The sequence below is a fragment of the uncultured Flavonifractor sp. genome (genome assembly GCF_944383115.1).
In the GTDB taxonomy this organism is placed as follows: Bacteria; Bacillota; Clostridia; order Oscillospirales; family Oscillospiraceae; genus Flavonifractor.
Map to the genome: position 1 here is coordinate 1 of NZ_CALWOJ010000049.1, position 15,451 is coordinate 15,451.

The window sequence follows — 15,451 nt, forward strand, 5'->3', positions numbered from 1 at the left end:
CGGTTGCCGCCGTGGAGCTTGGAGTGGTCCATGTTGGCCCCCATGCCGAAGATGGCGCCGATGCAGGCGAAGGTGGGGTTGCGGTTATCCAGGAAGAAGTAGAGCAGGGCGCACAGGGAGGCCGAGATGGCAGTCTTTAGGTTGCGCAGGCCCACGTGCAGATGCAGATGGTGGGATGTGGTGGCGGAGCCGGAGGCGGGCGCGTCTTTCATGGTGACAGTCACTCTCCTGATCGTTAATTTAAAATTATCTAGGGGAAGTTTGCCCGGAACAACCGATAAAAGATGCCATGAAATAAAAAACGGGAGGTACGCTATGAGCAGAACAGACCAGCTGTTTATTGAAAATTGCAAGGATATCCTGGCCCACGGGGTGTGGGATACCGACCAGCAGGTCCGTCCCCGGTGGGAGGACGGCACCCCGGCCCATACGGTGAAAAAGTTCTGTATCGTCAACCGCTACGACCTGCGGGAGGAGTTTCCCATCCAGACCATCCGGAAGATGGCCTTCAAGAGCGCGGTGGACGAGCTGTTGTGGATCTGGCAGAAGAAGTCCAACAACATCCATGACCTGAACAGCCACATCTGGGACGCCTGGGCCGACGAGAGCGGCTCCATCGGCAAGGCCTACGGCTATCAGCTGGGGGTCAAGCACCAGTATGTCGAGGGGGTGTTCGACCAGGTGGATCGGGTGCTGTACGATCTCAAACACAACCAGGCCTCCAGGCGTATTATGACCAACCTCTACAACCACCACGACCTCCACGAGATGGCCCTCTATCCCTGCGCCTACTCCATGACCTTCAACGTCAGCGGCAGGACCCTCAACGCCATCCTCAACCAGCGCAGCCAGGATATGCTCACCGCCAACGGCTGGAACGTGATGCAGTACGCCGCCCTGGTTCACATGATGGCCCGGGTGTCCGGTCTGGAGGTTGGGGAGCTGGTACACGTCATTGCCGACGCCCATATCTACGACCGCCATGTGCCGGTGGTGGAGGAGATCATCTCCCGCACCCCCTATGAGGCACCCAGGCTGTGGATCGACCCGGCCATCACCGATTTCTATGCCTTTACCAAGGACAGCTTCAAGCTGGAGGGCTATCAGTTCCACACCCTGGCCCAGCCCATCCCGGTGGCGGTGTAAGGAGGGCCTGTCATGAATCTCATTGCAGCGGTGGACGAGAACTGGGCCATCGGCAAGGACGGGGATCAGCTATGCTATATTCCCGCCGATTTGAAGCACTTTCAGGCCCTTACCACCGGCCATGCCGTCATCCTGGGCCGCAGGACTTTGGCCACCTTCCCCGGCGGCAGGCCGCTGAAAAACCGGCGCAACCTGATCCTGTCCCGCAACGCATCCTTCGCCCCGGAGGGAGCGGAGGTGTTCCCCGACGTGGACAGCCTGCTGAAGGCTGCCCCGGCGGACGCCTTCGTCATCGGCGGGGAGAGCGTGTACCGTGCCCTGCTGCCCTACTGTGACAAGGCCTACATCACCAAGATCCACAAGGCCTGGCCCGCCGATGCCTTCTTCCCCGACCTGGACGCCGATCCGGCGTGGCAGGTGACCGAGGAGGGGGACGCGCAGGAGCATGAGGGCCTTCCCTTCCGCTATGTGACCTACGAGAGGGTACGCTGATGTACCGGGAAGAGATTGGGAACTATGTGCCCCAAAACCAGCAGGAGGTTGGGGACAAGGAAATGATGCTGGAGTACCTGCGATTGTTCCCCGACGGCCTCCTGACCCGGGAGAACAAAATCGCCCACTTTACCGCCTCCGGCTTTGTGGTCAATGCCGATGCCACCCGTGTGCTGATGGCCCACCACAATCTTTACAAGGTGTGGGCCTGGACCGGCGGCCATGCCGACGGGGAGGGAGACCTGCTGTCGGTGGCCCTGCGGGAGGCCCGGGAGGAGACGGGGGTGGAGCATATCCGCCCCCTGACCCGCAATCTGGCCTCCCTGGAGATCCTGCCGGTGTGGGGCCATGTGAAGCGTGGGGTGTGGGTGCCCGCCCATCAGCACCTGAACCTGACCTACCTGCTCACCGCAGACGAAAGTGACCCCCTCCACTACCGGGAGGGGGAGAATACGGGGGCGGCCTGGCTGCCGGCGGACCGGCTGCTGGAACTGACCCGCGAATGGCAGATGGACGAGATCTACACCAAACTGCTGGAACGGGCCCGGCTGGCGTTGGGCCAAAAGGCATAAAAAGGGCTGCCGCACAGGAGCTGAGGCCATGCACGGCAGACGGTTACCATATGGTAATGGTACCATGCCTGCCCCTTGGGCGCAAGAGGTAGCTTGACCAAAAACCAGTCACATTTTTTGACATCTGTGCCGATAATTTGGCTGCCGCACGTTTTTGACAAGTTCTATACAATAAGGTATACAATGTAAATCAGCCGAAAAGAAAGAGAAAAGGTCCTGGGGCCTAAGGGTTTTCCACATTATCCACATGGTTTTCCACACCTGTTTGTGGAAGTGGAAAACGGCGGTTATTCACATTTCGGTAGACATAAAAGAAGTCAAGGGGAAAATACACGGCAGAATTGCCAAAGTTTCCGCACAGCGGGAGAGGGGAAGAAAAGACCATGTCCGACACCATTGCAGCCATTGCCACGCCGTCTGTTCCCAGCGCCATCGGCATCCTGCGCCTCAGCGGCCCCGCCGCCATTTCCGCCGCTTCGGCGGTGTTCCGCCCTGTGGGAGGCCGTGCCCTGACGGAATATGGGGATCGGCATCTGGTGCTGGGGGCGCTGCTGGGGCCGGACGGGGAGGTCATTGACCAGGCCCTGGCCACCATCTCCCGGGGTCCCCACAGCTATACCGGGGAGGATACGGCGGAGCTGCAATGTCACGGCTCCCCGGCAGTACTGGCTATGGGACTGGAGGCCCTCTTTGCCCAGGGGGTGCGGCAGGCCGGGCCGGGGGAGTTTACCCGCCGGGCCTTTCTCAACGGGCGGCTGGATCTCACCCAGGCGGAAGCGGTGGCCGACCTGATTGACGCCGAGACTCCCGCCGCCGTGCATCAGGCCGCCGGCCAGCTGGCGGGGGCTCTGGGCCGCCGGGTGGGGGCCATCTACGATTGTCTCACCGACCTGCTGGCCCACTTCCACGCTGTGCTGGACTATCCCGATGAGGACATCGACCCCTTCCGGGCGGACACCATCCGCTCGGGGCTGACTGAAGCCAGAGAGGCCTTGGAGGCGCTGCTGGCCACCTACCGGCGGGGGAGATATATCGCCGGGGGGGTGCCCTGCGTGCTGGTAGGGCGACCCAACGCGGGCAAGTCCTCCCTGCTCAACGCCCTGGTGGGCTACGACCGGGCCATCGTCACCGACATCCCCGGCACCACCCGGGACACGGTGGAGGCCCGGTGCGTGCTGGGGGGCGTGACCCTGCGGCTCATTGACACCGCCGGCATCCGGGACACCGACGACACTGTGGAGCGCATCGGCGTGGAGCGCAGCCGGGCCGCCCTGGAGGAGGCCGCCCTTATCCTGGTGCTGGTGGACGGCTCCATGCCCATGACAGAGGAGGATGTGGCCCTGCTGGCCGAGGCCGGCGCCCACGCCCCCGTGATCCTGGTGCGTACCAAGGCCGACCTGCCCTCCGCTCCCATGCCGGTACTGGGGGTGGACCCCATGCCGCCGGTGGTGTCGGTGAGCGTCAAAACCGGCCAGGGGCTGGACAAACTGGAGAAGCTGGTGGAAGAACGCTTCCCCATGGTTGGCGCCGAAGGAGCGGGGGAACTGCTTACCAACGCCCGGCAGGCCCAGGCCGCCCGGCGGGCCCTGGACAGCGTGGGCCGGGCCTGGGACAGCCTGGAGGTTGGGATCACCCCCGACGCCCTGCTCACCGACGTGGAGGAGGCCCTGTCCGCCCTGGGCGAGCTGACCGGAGCCAACATCCGGGAGGATATCACCGCCCGCATCTTTGAGCGGTTTTGCGTGGGCAAATAGGGACGGAGGCCAATTTGTAAACATTTCTTGAACCCCCTTGCAATTTTCCGTGCGAAGGATTATCATAGCGTTAGCACTCAAGGTGATTGAGTGCTAACGCTATGTTTTTAAACAGCATTTCATATACAGGAGGCATCCACTATGGCAAAGAAGCAGTTCAAGGCGGAGTCCAAGCGCCTGCTGGATCTGATGATCAACTCCATCTACACCCACAAGGAGATCTTCCTGCGGGAGATCATTTCCAACGCCAGCGACGCAATGGACAAGCTGGCCTACAAGGCCCTTACCGACGACAAGGTGGCGGTGGACCGGGAGCAGCTGAAGATCACCATCACCCCCGACCAGATTGGGCGTACGCTGACCATCAGCGACAACGGCATTGGCATGACAAAGGAGGAGCTGGAGAGCAACCTGGGTACCATTGCCCGCAGCGGTTCCCTGAAGTTCAAGGAGGAGATGGCCAAGCAGGAGACGGCGGAAGGGGACAAAACCGACATCATCGGCCAGTTCGGCGTGGGCTTCTACTCCGCCTTTATGGTGGCCGACCATGTGAGCGTCACCTCCAAGGCCTATGGTTCCGGCGAGGCTTTCCGCTGGGAATCCGACGGGGCCGACGGCTATACCATCACCCCCTGCGACAAGGTGGGCGTAGGTACAGACATTGTGCTTCACATCAAGGCCAACACCGACGACGACCACTATGACGAGTATCTGGAGCAGTACCGCATTGCCGATCTGGTGAAGAAGTACTCCGACTACATCCACTATCCCATCGTCATGCTCATGCACAAGTCCCGCCAGAAGCCCCGCCCCGAGGACGCCGGCGACGACTACAAGCCCGAGTGGGAGGACTACGATGTATGGGAGACCCTCAACTCCATGGTGCCTCTGTGGCAGCGGCCCCGCAGCGAGGTCAAGACCGAGGAGTACAACCAGTTCTATAAGGAGAAATACGGCGACTGGGAGGATCCCCTCAGCGTGATCCACGTCTCCGCCGAGGGTACCGTGGAGTATAAGGCCATGCTCTACATTCCCGCCCACGCCCCCTATGACTTCTATACCCGGGAATATGAGAAGGGCCTGCAGCTCTACTCCTCCGGCGTACTCATCATGGACAAGTGCCCCGACCTGCTGCCGGAACACTTCCGCTTCGTCAAAGGCGTGGTGGATTCCCAGGACTTCTCCCTGAACATTTCCCGCGAGATGCTCCAGCACACCCGCCAGCTGAAGGTCATCGCCACCAACCTGGAGAAGAAGATCAAGGCCGAGTTGCTCCGCCTCCAGAAGGAGGATCGGGAGAAGTACGAGGGGTTCTGGAAGGCCTTCGGGCCCCAGATCAAGATGGGCGTAGTGTCCGACTACGGCATCCACAAGGACCTGCTCAAGGATCTGCTCCTGTTCTTCTCCTCCAAGGAGGGCAAGCCCACCACCCTGGCCGAGTACAGGGAGCGCATGAGCGAGGACCAGCAGTATATCTACTACGCCTGCGGCGAGGACGCCGCCAGGCTGGACAAGCTGCCCCAGGCCGAGCGCATCCGGGACAAGGGCTACGAGATCCTCTACCTCACTGCCGACGTGGATCAGTTTGTGGTCAACGCCCTGGGGGAGGTGGACGGCAAGGCCTTCAAGTCGGTGGACGACGACGACGCCCTGCCCGAGACCGACGAGGAGAAGGCCGCATTGGAGCAGAAGGCGGAGGAAAACAAGCCGGTGCTGGACTTTTTGAAGCAGACCCTGGGGGAGGAGATCCACGAGGCCCGGCTGTCCCGCATTTTGAAGAGCGGCGCGGTATGTCTGACCACAGACGGGCCCATCACCCTGGAGATGGAGAAGTACTTCCAGAAGGTGGACCCCGACCGGGGAGAGGAGGTAAAGGCCCAGCGGGTGCTGGAACTCAACCCCGATTCGGACGCCTTTGCCGCCCTGAAGCGGGCGGTGGACGAGGACAAGGAGCTGGCCGCCAAGTACGCCCAGCTGCTCTACGCCCAGGCCCAGCTCATCGCCGGCCTGCCTCTGGCCGACCCCGCCGGCTACACCGAGCTGGTGTGTTCCCTGATGAAGTAACAAAATAAAATACGCTGATTTGGAATGAAAAACGCAAGGGAGCGGTCTTTTGACCGCTCCCTTGCGTTACATGCAGGGAACAAGATCGGTTCAGCCCCGGGAAAGGGTGTTCCAGAGCTTTTTCTGATTGGGCAGCATATCCCGGGGCGGGGTGCGCCTGGCGTAGCGGCTGGCCATTTCCCGCCGCTTGTCCGGGGGAAGGAAGGCGAGCAGCGGTTGGGCCCGCCCCTCAAAGGCGGCCAGGGAAAAGGCGGTGTTGCGGCCCCTGGGGATGGGGTAAAAGAGCATTTGCTCCAGGGCCTGGACGGCGACGGCGGCAGCCTCCTCCGCCGGACAGCCCTCCAGCAACCCCACCAGGGCCGCCACCTGATGGGTGAGGAGGTCGTCAAATTCCTCCACCGCATAGGCCACCCGGGGATTGCCCTGAGAACGGAAGAAATTGCCCATGACCTCCCCCACGCTGGAGGCTTTGCTCTTCTCCAGTTTGGTGATGAACGCCTGGTAACAGGCCTCCAGCGCCTCCAGGGCTTGAGCCGTGGTCTCGCCCATGACGATCCCTCCTTTTTTTCCACATTATAGCCGCTGGCCGTACAAAAAACAAGGCCCCGGCCATAGCCGGGACCTTGTTTTGTACTTGGAAGGTTCAGCCCTGAGCAGCCACGAAGTCGCGGAACATCTGCTCGGCCTCATCGGCCTTCTCACCGATGAAGAAGAGAAGGTAGCCGTCCTCGATTACGGTGCGGGCGTCCTGCACCTTGGGCAGGTGCTGGGCCAGGTACCAGGAGAAGGTGTCCTCCTGGCTCTGACGGTAGGCCTCCAGGGCGTCGGTGACCGCCTTCTCGTCGGCGCCCTCAGCCAGCTTGCCGATGATGACGGTGTCGGGGCTGGTGATCATGGGGAAGAAGGCCACGATCTGATCAAACTGATCCACGGGGATCTTGTAGGCCTCGGTCAGGGTATCCTCGTAGGTGCGGGAGCCGAACATCTCGCTGCTCTCCATGATGGAGTAGGCCAGCTTGACCATAGGATCGTTGTTGGGGGTGGTGATGTCCACGGCGCCAAAATTTTCAGCGGTGGGGTCGGCCCAGGTAACGGTGAAGCCGTCCAGCAGGGCCAGCACGCTGGCGGGCGCATAGGTCACGCCGGCGGTGACCTCCGCCTTGGTCTTTACCAGCTCGTCGTTGACCAGAATGGTGTTGTCGTCAAAGTTTACGGTGATCTTGTCCTGGCCAAAGTTGAACCAGGCCTCGTTGCCCTCCTGATCCCAGTAGGCGGAGCCGTGGTCGGACTCGGCCAGCAGGCGCAGGGGCAGCATGGAGTCGGAGGCGGCGGGGAGAGCGGCGGTGTCCAGCGTCTCCCCGTTCAGAGTGATGTTGGTAGAGTAGCCCACCTTGGCGGAGATGAGTACGGGGGTCTCCACAGCCAGGGCGGGAAGGGTCATGGAGCCGGCCAGGGTCAGGGCCAGCGCGGCGGCGCCGAATTTTTTCATCGGTAAGGTCCTCCTTGCAAGTTTGTTGTCACAAGGATAGACGGGACTTTTCCAAAAAGGTTCCCCAAAATAGGAAAAATTTTATGGCGCTTTTTATTTCGCCACCGGGGCAAAGGAGCCCCGCACCAGCCCGGCCAGGGCTGCCGGGGCTACCTCCACCTGGGCGCCGATCTTCCCGGCGCTGACGGTGATGGTGTCCAGGCCCTCCACACTCTGGTCAAAGACGGTGGGGAACTGCTTCTTCATCCCCACCGGGGAGCAGCCCCCGTGGACGTAGCCGGTGAGGGGGAGCAGCTGGGCCTGGCGGATCATCTCGATGGACTTCTCGCCTATCGCCTTGGCGGCGGCTTTCAGGTCCAGCTCCTTCAGCACCGGGATGACGAACACATAATATTTCTTGCTGGCCCCCTGGGTCACCAGGGTCTTGCACACGCTGGCCGGGTCCTTATCGATGAGGGCGGCCACGCTGGCGCCGTCCACCGCCCCGTCGGGGTGGGCGTAGTGGTGGGGGGTGTAGGGCACCTTCTTCTGATCCAGTATGCGCATCACATTGGTCTTTTCTTCCGACATGGTTGCATCGCTCCCGTGGTTTGGTATAAGATAAGGGTATCTTACTACAACCGAGGAGCGGATGCAAATGTTGTTGGATACCTTGGGCAGCCGCGGGCAGCTGATGAACATTGCCCAGCGGCTTTTGGCCATTGACAGCCCCAGCGGCTTTACTGATGGGGTGATACGGGAGGCGGAGCAGATCGCCCAGGATCACAGCTATGCCACCCGGCGCACCAACAAAGGCAATCTCATCGTGTCGGTACCCGGCCGGGAGAAGGGGAAGAAGATCGGCCTGTGCGCCCATGTGGATACCCTGGGCCTGATGGTGCGCTCCATCACCGATGACGGGATGCTGATGACCACCAAGGTGGGCGGCCCCATCCTGCCCACCCTGGACGGGGAGTACTGCAAGATCTATACCCGGGAGGGAAAGGTGTACACCGGCACGATTCTGTCCCTGTCCCCCGCCGCCCACGTCTTTGACGACGCCGCCACCCGGCCCCGGGACGAGAAGAACCTGGCGGTGCGCATCGACGAGAAGGTAAAGAGCAAGGAGGACGTGGAGAAGCTTGGCATCTGCGCCGGGGACTATGTGTGCTTCGATCCCAAGACCACCGTCACCGAAAGCGGCTTCCTCAAGTCCCGGTTCATCGACGACAAGGGCAGCGCCGCCTGCCTGCTGGTGCTGCTGCGGCTGATGCACTTTGCCAAGGTGCGGCCCCGGTACGACACCGAGGTGTGCTTCACCGTCCACGAGGAGGTGGGCCACGGCGGCGCCACCCTGCCCCAGGTGGACGAGCTGCTGGCGGTGGATATGGGCTGCGTGGGGGACGACCTGAACTGCACCGAGTATCAGGTGTCCATCTGCGCCAAGGACAACAACGGCCCCTACGACTATGAGATGGTGAGCCGTTTGGTGGAGCTGGCCAAGACCAACGGTGTGGATTACGCGGTGGATGTCTATCCTCACTACGGCTCCGACGTGGCGGTGGCCTGGCATGCCGGCATGGACGCCAAGGGCGCCCTCATCGGCCCCGGCGTCCACGCCTCCCATGGTATGGAGCGGACTCACTTCGACGGCATGAAGGCCACCATTGATCTGGTGAGCCTGTACCTGGAGTTGGGCTAAAAAAGAAGAAGTCCGCTCCATCTCCGCCGAAGGCGGGAGCCCGGCGGAATTCACTTCTGCCGGGCGATAAATGAAAAGAAACGGGGTCCCCGCGGGACTGTAGTCCCGTGGGGGGGCGGACTCACTTCGACGGCATGAAGGCTACGATCGATTTAGTGAGCCTGTATCTGGAGCTGGGCTAAGAAAGCAGGCGGGCGGCCTTGTGGCCGTCTGCCGTTTTTTTCCAAGCCCTTGTCACAGCGGAGTGCATTTGATATAATAAAGGGTAATTTTAATGGGAAAGGACGGTGGCCGCCCATGAAATATAAACAGTGGAATATGGCGGCCAGCGATCCGGCCGCGGTAGCCGCTCTGGAGCGGGCGGGACTGCCCACTTTGGCGGCCATGACCCTGTGCGCCCGGGGTCTGGACACTCCGGAGAAGGCCCGGGCCTTTCTGGACGCGGGGCGGGGCCAGCTCCAGAATCCCCTGCTGATGAAAGATATGGATCGGGCCGCCGCCCGGCTGGCTTTGGCCCTGGAACGACAGGAGGTCATTGCGGTCTACGGGGATTACGACGTGGACGGCATTACCTCCACCAGCCTGCTCACCGATTTCCTTCGCCGGGAGGGGGGGACGGTGATCCCCTACATCCCCGACCGGATGGAGGAGGGCTACGGCCTGAATACCGACGCCCTGGACACCCTCCATCAGGCGGGGGTCAGCCTGGTGGTGACGGTGGACTGCGGCATCACTGCCGTGGAGGAGGCCCGCCATGCCGCCCGGCTGGGCATGGATCTCATCATTACCGACCACCACGAATGTAAGGAGGCGCTGCCGGAGGCCCTGGCGGTGGTGGACCCCCGCCGGGCCGACTGCCCCTATCCCTTCAAATGTCTGGCGGGGGTGGGGGTGGCCCTCAAGCTGGCGCTGGCCCTGGGTGGGCCGGGCCGGCAGGAGGAACTGCTGGGCCGGTATGCCGATCTGGCCGCCATCGGCACGGTGGCCGACGTGATGAGTCTTACCGGGGAGAACCGCACCATTGTGCTGCTGGGGCTGGAGGCCCTGCGCCATACGGGACGTCCCGGCCTGAAGGCCCTGCTGGCTCAGGCAGGCATGGAGGAGCGGCCCCTCAACTCGGTGGCCATTGGTTACACCCTGGCCCCCCGGCTCAACGCCTCGGGCCGGATGGGCTGCGCCTCCCTGGCTGCCGAGCTGCTGCTCACCGCCGATCCCGCCCGGGGAGAGGAGCTGGCGGTTCAGCTGTGCGAGCTGAACCGGGAGCGGCAGAACATCGAGGCCCAGATCAGCGAGGAGTGCCAGGCCCTGGCCGAGGCCCTGCCTCAGGAGGAGCGGTACGCTCTGGTGCTGGCAGGAGAACACTGGCACCAGGGGGTGGTGGGCATTGTGGCCTCCCGTCTGGCGGAAAAATACTCCTGCCCCGCCTTCATGATCTGCCTCCAGGACGGCAAGGGCAAGGGCTCCTGCCGGTCCTTCAGCGGGTTTAACCTGTTTGCCGCCCTGGAACACTGCGCCCCCCTGCTGGAGGGGTTCGGCGGCCATGAGCTGGCGGCGGGATTCACCATCCGGGAGGAGAATATCCCCGCCTTTACCGCCGCCATGAACGATTACGTCCGTCAATGTACCGGGGGCGCCGAGATGGTGTCCGCTCTGGATGTGGACTGTTCGGTGGAGGATGTGGGTATCCTTACCCTGGAAGAGGTGGAGGGGCTGGATCTGCTGGAGCCTTACGGCGCCGGCAATCCCAAGCCGGTATTCTCCCTGTCGGGCTGCCTGATTACCGCACTGAGCGAGGTGGGGGGCGGCCGGCATCTGAAGCTGAAACTGACCTGCGGGGGCCGCAGCTTTGACGCCATCTTCTTCTCCGCCACTGCCGCCGGGATGGGGGTGGCCCAGGGGGACCGGGTGGATGTGGCCTTTACCCCCCAGGTCAACGAGTACCGGGGCTGGCGTTCCGTTCAGTTCCAGGTGTGCGATCTGCGCCCCGCCCTGACCCGGGCCCAGGCCGAGCGGGCCCTCTTTGAAAAATTCCGCCGGGGCGAGGAACTGACCCGCCGGGAGGCGGCGGCATTGCTGCCCAGCCGGGAGGAGTTCGTGGTCCTCTGGCGCTATTTGAAGGGCCATGCCGGACAGTGTCCCCTGGAGGAGACCGCCCACCGGCTGGCCCGCAACATCGCCCGTTCCGCCGGACGAAAAGAGACCGTCATGCGTACGCTGGTATGTCTGGAGGTCTTTGACGAGCGGGGACTGATCCAACTCAAGCATACCACCGACCACCTCCACATCGCCCTGCGCAGTGTGGAGGGCAAGGTGGATCTGGACGAGAGCTGGATCATGCGCCGTCTGCGGGGCATGAGCGGATGACCGTCGGCCCCTTGATTTTGATTTGGACAGGAGGTGCCCTGTATGGACCCCATCCTGGAGCGATACCAAGCTCTTGAAGATAAAGTAAAAACCTATAATCCGGCGCTGGATACCCAGCGCCTGTTCAGCGCGTTCACCTATGCGGACAATGCCCACTCCGGGCAGCTGCGCAAGGACGGCTCGCCCTACATCACCCACCCTCTGGCGGTGGCTGAGATCGTGGCCGAGCTGGAGCTGGACACCGACTCCATCATCGCCGCCCTCCTCCACGACTGCATCGAGGATACCGGCTCCACCCATGAGGAGATCGCCAAGCTCTTCGGGACGGTGGTGGCCGACCTGGTGGAGGGCGTCACCAAGCTGACCCGGGTGCAGTATACCTCCAAGGAAGAGGAGCAGATGGAGAACCTGCGCAAGATGCTCATGGCAATGGCCAAGGACATCCGGGTGATCCTCATCAAGATCTGCGACCGGCTCCACAACATGCGTACCATGGAGTACCAGTCTCCCAAGAAGCAGAAGGAGAAGGCCCTGGAGACCATGGAGATCTACGCCCCCATCGCCCACCGCCTGGGCATGCAGCGCATCAAGTGGGAGCTGGAGGACACCTCCCTGCGCTACCTGGACCCGGTGGGCTACAAGGAGATCTCCGACGAGCTGGCCGCCCGCTCCGCCGCCCACGAGGAGTTTTTGGCCACCGTCCAGCGGCGCATCCAGGAGCGGCTGGACGCCGAGGGTATCCACTGCACCATCTACGGCCGGGTGAAGCACGCCTACTCCATCTACCGCAAGATGTACACCCAGAACAAGACCATGGACGAGATCTTCGATCTCTATGCCTTCCGGGTCATTGTGGACGACATCCCGGAGTGCTACAATGTGCTGGGCGTGATCCACGATCTCTTCAACCCGGTGCTGGGCCGGTTCAAGGACTATATCGGCACCCCCAAGCCCAACGGCTACCAGTCCCTCCACACCACCGTCATCGGCCGGGACGGCATCCCTTTCGAGGTGCAGATCCGCACCCGGGAGATGCACCACACCGCCGAATACGGCATCGCCGCCCACTGGAAGTACAAGCAGGGCATGGCAAACACCAAGCTGGGTACCGAGGAGGCCTTCGAGTGGGTGCGCAAGCTGCTGGAGAGCCAGCAGGACGTGGACGCCGAGGAGTTTGTGCGTACCATGCGGGTGGATCTGTTCTCCGACGAGGTATTCGTGTTTACCCCCCGGGGCGACGTCATTAACCTGCCTGCCGGGGCCACCCCCATCGACTTTGCCTACAATATCCACTCCGCCGTAGGCAACCACATGACGGGGGCCAAGGTCAACGGCCGGATGGTCACCTTCGACACCCCCCTGAAAAACGGCGACATTGTGGAGGTCATCACCTCCAAGTCGGCCCACGGCCCCAGCCGGGACTGGATGAAGATCTGCAAGTCCAACGAGGCCCGCAACAAGATCCGCCAGTGGTTCAAGAAGGAGCGGCGGGAGGAGAACATCGCCACCGGCCGAGCTTCCTTTGAATCGGAACTCAAGCATGTGGGCCTGTCCCTGGCGGCCATCACCGCCGAGGACGTGCTGCCCTATATCTTGAAAAAGGTGCGTTTCGGCACCCTGGATGAGCTGTACGCCGCCATCGGCTACGGCGGCATGTCCGCCCAGAAGGCGGTGGTGCGGGTCAAGGATGAGATGACCCGACTCAACCGCCTCCACGCCGAGCAGGCCGCAGCGGAGAAAGCCGCCCAGGGGGAGCAGCCCATCTACCCCGCCACCGGCAACCCGCCGCCTCTGCCGGTGAAAGCGGGCCGTACCGACCAGAGCGGTATCATTGTGGAGGGCATCGACAACTGCCTGGTGAAGTTCGCCAAGTGCTGTACCCCCGTCCCCGGCGACCCGGTGGTGGGCTTCATTACCCGGGGCTTCGGCGTCTCCGTCCACCGGGCGGACTGCCCCAACGCCGCCCCCGAGAAGCGCAAGCCGGAGGAGGAGGGCCGCTGGATCAAGGTATCCTGGGCCAGCGGAGAATTGTCTACCTATCGCACCTCCCTGGAGATCGCCGCCAAGGACCGGGACGGCCTGACCCTGGATATCGCAATGGCCCTGTCCACCATGAAGGCCAAGACCACCAGCCTGTCCGCCCGCTCCATGCCCGACGGCTACGCCACCGTCAGCATCGTGCTGGAGGTGAAGGACCACGCGGAACTCACCGCCGTCATCAACAAGCTGGGCCAGATCCAGGGGGTGTATCAGGTGAAGCGCGCGGCTGGATAATAAGCCGTCTGCGGGGCGTCCGGGAGGCCGCCCCCTACGTCCATAACAGCCCCCGTAGGGGCCGGCGTTCCCGACGGCCCGTTTTAACGTCATAAAGGAGAGAGACTATGACGATCCCTGTTATCACGCCGGACCCCGAGCTGGACCGGCTGATCTCCCAGTGCTTTGCCGGAGGCGAGCTGCTCCGGCGGGAGCTGCGGCTCACCGAGGCCCAGGCCGCCTGTGTGGCGGGCTGCTACGGCGCCCAGGTGGTTCCCATGGGCGAGCATTGGTATGAAATTACCTTCCAGGAGGCATTTTACAATGGCTGCAACTGAATTTGTGCCCGTACTGCTGGGCGCGGACATCAACGCCTACAGCATGGCCCGGGCCTTCCACGAGGCCTACGGCGTCAAGTCGGTGGTGTACGGTATGTACCACTCCAGCGTGTGCGCCGCCAGCAAGATCATCGACTACCGGGTGCGGGAAAACAACGACCGGGTGGACAAGGTGCTGGAACACGTCACCGAAGTGGCCCGGGAGCATCCGGACAAAAAGATTCTGGTGCTGGGCTGCGGAGACAACTACCTTAACGCCATTTCCGCCAACCTGCCCAACTACCCGGACAACGTCATCGCCCCCTATGTGGAGCTGTCCATGCTGGAGAGGCTCATCCACAAGGAGAAGTTTTACGAGCTGTGCGACCAGTACGGAATCGACCACCCGGCCACCTACGTCTACCACAAGGGGGAGGGCCACGACTTCACCCTGCCTTTTGATGGGCCTTTTGTGGTCAAGCCCGCCGAGTCGGACACCTACTGGAAGCATCGCTTCCCCACCCAGAAGAAGGCCTATGTCCTCCAGACCCGGGAAGAGGTGGATCAGGTCATCGACGACATCTATAACGCCGGATATGAGGACTCCCTCATCATCCAGGACTTCATCCCCGGTGACGACAGCTTCATGCGGGTGGTGACCAACTACTCCGGCCAGGACGGGCAGGTGCGCCTTATGTGCGTGGGCCACGTTCTGCTGGAGGAGCATACCTCCCACGCCATCGGCAACCATGCCGTTATCATCACCGAGCCCGAGCCCGAGCTGTGCGAGAAGCTCAGGAGTTTCCTGGAGGCCATCCACTTTACCGGCTTCTCCAACTTTGATATCAAGTACGACCAGCGGGACGGCAAGTTCAAGGCATTCGAGATCAACTGCCGTCAGGGCCGGAGCAATTACTATGTCACCGGCGCGGGCTACAACCTGGCCAAATATCTGGTGGAGGACCGGATCCTGGGCAGGGACTGCGCCATTACCATCACCCGCAACCGGCATCTGTGGTGGGTGATTCCGCCCAAGGTGGCTTACGACTATGTGAACCCCCAGTATCACCAGGAGATGCGTGCGCTCCAGCAGGCCAACGCTGTGGTCAACCCCCTGTTTTATAAGCCGGACAACGGCCTGATGCGCACCCTGCGGATCAGGAAGATCCAGCACAGCTACGCGGGCTGGTACGCCTCTTGTATGGAGAAAGTGCGATGAGTGAACAACGCCTTGGCATTTTAGGCGGCATGGGGCCCCAGGCCACCCAGGACTTCTATCAGCGGATTCTGGACCGCACCGACGCCTCCTGCGACCAGGA

The 15,451-nt window shown here is 62.4% G+C and carries 13 protein-coding genes and 1 pseudogene; 10 read left to right on the forward strand and 4 right to left on the reverse strand.

Translation table 11 applies throughout. The annotated features are described in order from the left end of the window. Nucleotides 1–212: pseudogene (locus Q0K43_RS06730) on the reverse strand (hypothetical protein); the annotation flags it as partial. Nucleotides 213–315: 103 nt separating this feature from the next. Between Q0K43_RS06730 and thyA the strand changes: the two are divergent. From thyA to htpG, 5 genes are all read left to right on the forward strand, one after another. Then, a complete protein-coding gene (gene thyA / locus Q0K43_RS06735; protein ID WP_297289795.1) occupies nucleotides 316–1,146 on the forward strand; it encodes a thymidylate synthase in 831 nt (276 codons plus the stop codon). Nucleotides 1,147–1,158: 12 nt separating this feature from the next. Further along, complete coding sequence (locus Q0K43_RS06740) at nucleotides 1,159–1,638, forward strand: dihydrofolate reductase (RefSeq protein WP_297289796.1); 480 nt, start codon at nucleotides 1,159–1,161, stop codon at nucleotides 1,636–1,638. Further along, entirely contained in the window at nucleotides 1,638–2,210 is a 573-nt protein-coding gene (locus tag Q0K43_RS06745) for an NUDIX hydrolase (protein ID WP_297289797.1), read from the forward strand. Before Q0K43_RS06740 ends, Q0K43_RS06745 begins: the two co-directional genes overlap by 1 nt. Before the next feature lie 383 nt (nucleotides 2,211–2,593). After that, nucleotides 2,594–3,964, forward strand: a complete 1,371-nt coding sequence (gene mnmE / locus Q0K43_RS06750; protein WP_297289798.1) for a tRNA uridine-5-carboxymethylaminomethyl(34) synthesis GTPase MnmE — start codon at nucleotides 2,594–2,596, stop codon at nucleotides 3,962–3,964. Between the two features lie 141 nt (nucleotides 3,965–4,105). Next, nucleotides 4,106–6,028, forward strand: a complete 1,923-nt coding sequence (htpG, locus tag Q0K43_RS06755) for a molecular chaperone HtpG (RefSeq protein ID WP_297289799.1) — start codon at nucleotides 4,106–4,108, stop codon at nucleotides 6,026–6,028. A 90-nt stretch (nucleotides 6,029–6,118) separates the two neighbouring features. Here the strand turns inward: htpG and Q0K43_RS06760 are convergent, their stop codons facing one another. The 3 genes from Q0K43_RS06760 to ybaK form a co-directional block, all read right to left on the reverse strand. Beyond that, nucleotides 6,119–6,577: a hypothetical protein gene (locus Q0K43_RS06760; RefSeq protein WP_297289800.1), complete on the reverse strand. Its 459-nt coding sequence runs from the start codon at nucleotides 6,575–6,577 to the stop codon at nucleotides 6,119–6,121. Nucleotides 6,578–6,671: 94 nt separating this feature from the next. Beyond that, nucleotides 6,672–7,517, reverse strand: a complete 846-nt coding sequence (locus tag Q0K43_RS06765; protein ID WP_297289801.1) for a DUF4358 domain-containing protein — start codon at nucleotides 7,515–7,517, stop codon at nucleotides 6,672–6,674. Nucleotides 7,518–7,610: 93 nt separating this feature from the next. Then, nucleotides 7,611–8,087, reverse strand: a complete 477-nt coding sequence (gene ybaK / locus Q0K43_RS06770; RefSeq protein WP_297289802.1) for a Cys-tRNA(Pro) deacylase — start codon at nucleotides 8,085–8,087, stop codon at nucleotides 7,611–7,613. A 67-nt stretch (nucleotides 8,088–8,154) separates the two neighbouring features. Here ybaK and Q0K43_RS06775 point away from each other — a divergent pair, with 67 nt between their 5' ends. The 5 genes from Q0K43_RS06775 to Q0K43_RS06795 all read left to right on the forward strand — a co-directional run bounded on the left by Q0K43_RS06775 (nucleotide 8,155) and on the right by Q0K43_RS06795 (nucleotide 15,351). Next, on the forward strand, nucleotides 8,155–9,198 hold the full coding sequence (locus tag Q0K43_RS06775; RefSeq protein ID WP_297289803.1) for a M42 family metallopeptidase: 1,044 nt from the start codon (nucleotides 8,155–8,157) through the stop codon (nucleotides 9,196–9,198). 297 nt (nucleotides 9,199–9,495) lie between these two features. Further along, entirely contained in the window at nucleotides 9,496–11,562 is a 2,067-nt protein-coding gene (gene recJ / locus Q0K43_RS06780) for a single-stranded-DNA-specific exonuclease RecJ (RefSeq protein WP_297289804.1), read from the forward strand. A 42-nt stretch (nucleotides 11,563–11,604) separates the two neighbouring features. Next, nucleotides 11,605–13,836 (forward strand): RelA/SpoT family protein, encoded by a 2,232-nt coding sequence (locus Q0K43_RS06785; protein WP_297289805.1) that lies wholly within the window; start codon nucleotides 11,605–11,607, stop codon nucleotides 13,834–13,836. Nucleotides 13,837–13,943: 107 nt separating this feature from the next. Then, a complete protein-coding gene (locus tag Q0K43_RS06790) occupies nucleotides 13,944–14,153 on the forward strand; it encodes a hypothetical protein (protein WP_297289806.1) in 210 nt (69 codons plus the stop codon). Next, nucleotides 14,140–15,351: an ATP-grasp domain-containing protein gene (locus Q0K43_RS06795; RefSeq protein ID WP_297289807.1), complete on the forward strand. Its 1,212-nt coding sequence runs from the start codon at nucleotides 14,140–14,142 to the stop codon at nucleotides 15,349–15,351. The genes Q0K43_RS06790 and Q0K43_RS06795 overlap by 14 nt, the downstream gene beginning before the upstream one ends. Nucleotides 15,352–15,451: the final 100 nt, after the last annotated feature.

What these genes read in the sequence shown, in the direction of transcription:
- thyA (WP_297289795.1), top strand. Translation starts at nt 316, where the DNA reads ATGAGCAGAACAGACCAGCTGTTTATTGAAAATTGCAAGGATATCCTG.
- Q0K43_RS06740 (WP_297289796.1), top strand. Translation starts at nt 1,159, where the DNA reads ATGAATCTCATTGCAGCGGTGGACGAGAACTGGGCCATCGGCAAGGAC.
- Q0K43_RS06745 (WP_297289797.1), top strand. Translation starts at nt 1,638, where the DNA reads ATGTACCGGGAAGAGATTGGGAACTATGTGCCCCAAAACCAGCAGGAG.
- mnmE (WP_297289798.1), top strand. Translation starts at nt 2,594, where the DNA reads ATGTCCGACACCATTGCAGCCATTGCCACGCCGTCTGTTCCCAGCGCC.
- htpG (WP_297289799.1), top strand. Translation starts at nt 4,106, where the DNA reads ATGGCAAAGAAGCAGTTCAAGGCGGAGTCCAAGCGCCTGCTGGATCTG.
- Q0K43_RS06760 (WP_297289800.1), bottom strand. Translation starts at nt 6,577, where the DNA reads ATGGGCGAGACCACGGCTCAAGCCCTGGAGGCGCTGGAGGCCTGTTAC.
- Q0K43_RS06765 (WP_297289801.1), bottom strand. Translation starts at nt 7,517, where the DNA reads ATGAAAAAATTCGGCGCCGCCGCGCTGGCCCTGACCCTGGCCGGCTCC.
- ybaK (WP_297289802.1), bottom strand. Translation starts at nt 8,087, where the DNA reads ATGTCGGAAGAAAAGACCAATGTGATGCGCATACTGGATCAGAAGAAG.
- Q0K43_RS06775 (WP_297289803.1), top strand. Translation starts at nt 8,155, where the DNA reads ATGTTGTTGGATACCTTGGGCAGCCGCGGGCAGCTGATGAACATTGCC.
- recJ (WP_297289804.1), top strand. Translation starts at nt 9,496, where the DNA reads ATGAAATATAAACAGTGGAATATGGCGGCCAGCGATCCGGCCGCGGTA.
- Q0K43_RS06785 (WP_297289805.1), top strand. Translation starts at nt 11,605, where the DNA reads ATGGACCCCATCCTGGAGCGATACCAAGCTCTTGAAGATAAAGTAAAA.
- Q0K43_RS06790 (WP_297289806.1), top strand. Translation starts at nt 13,944, where the DNA reads ATGACGATCCCTGTTATCACGCCGGACCCCGAGCTGGACCGGCTGATC.
- Q0K43_RS06795 (WP_297289807.1), top strand. Translation starts at nt 14,140, where the DNA reads ATGGCTGCAACTGAATTTGTGCCCGTACTGCTGGGCGCGGACATCAAC.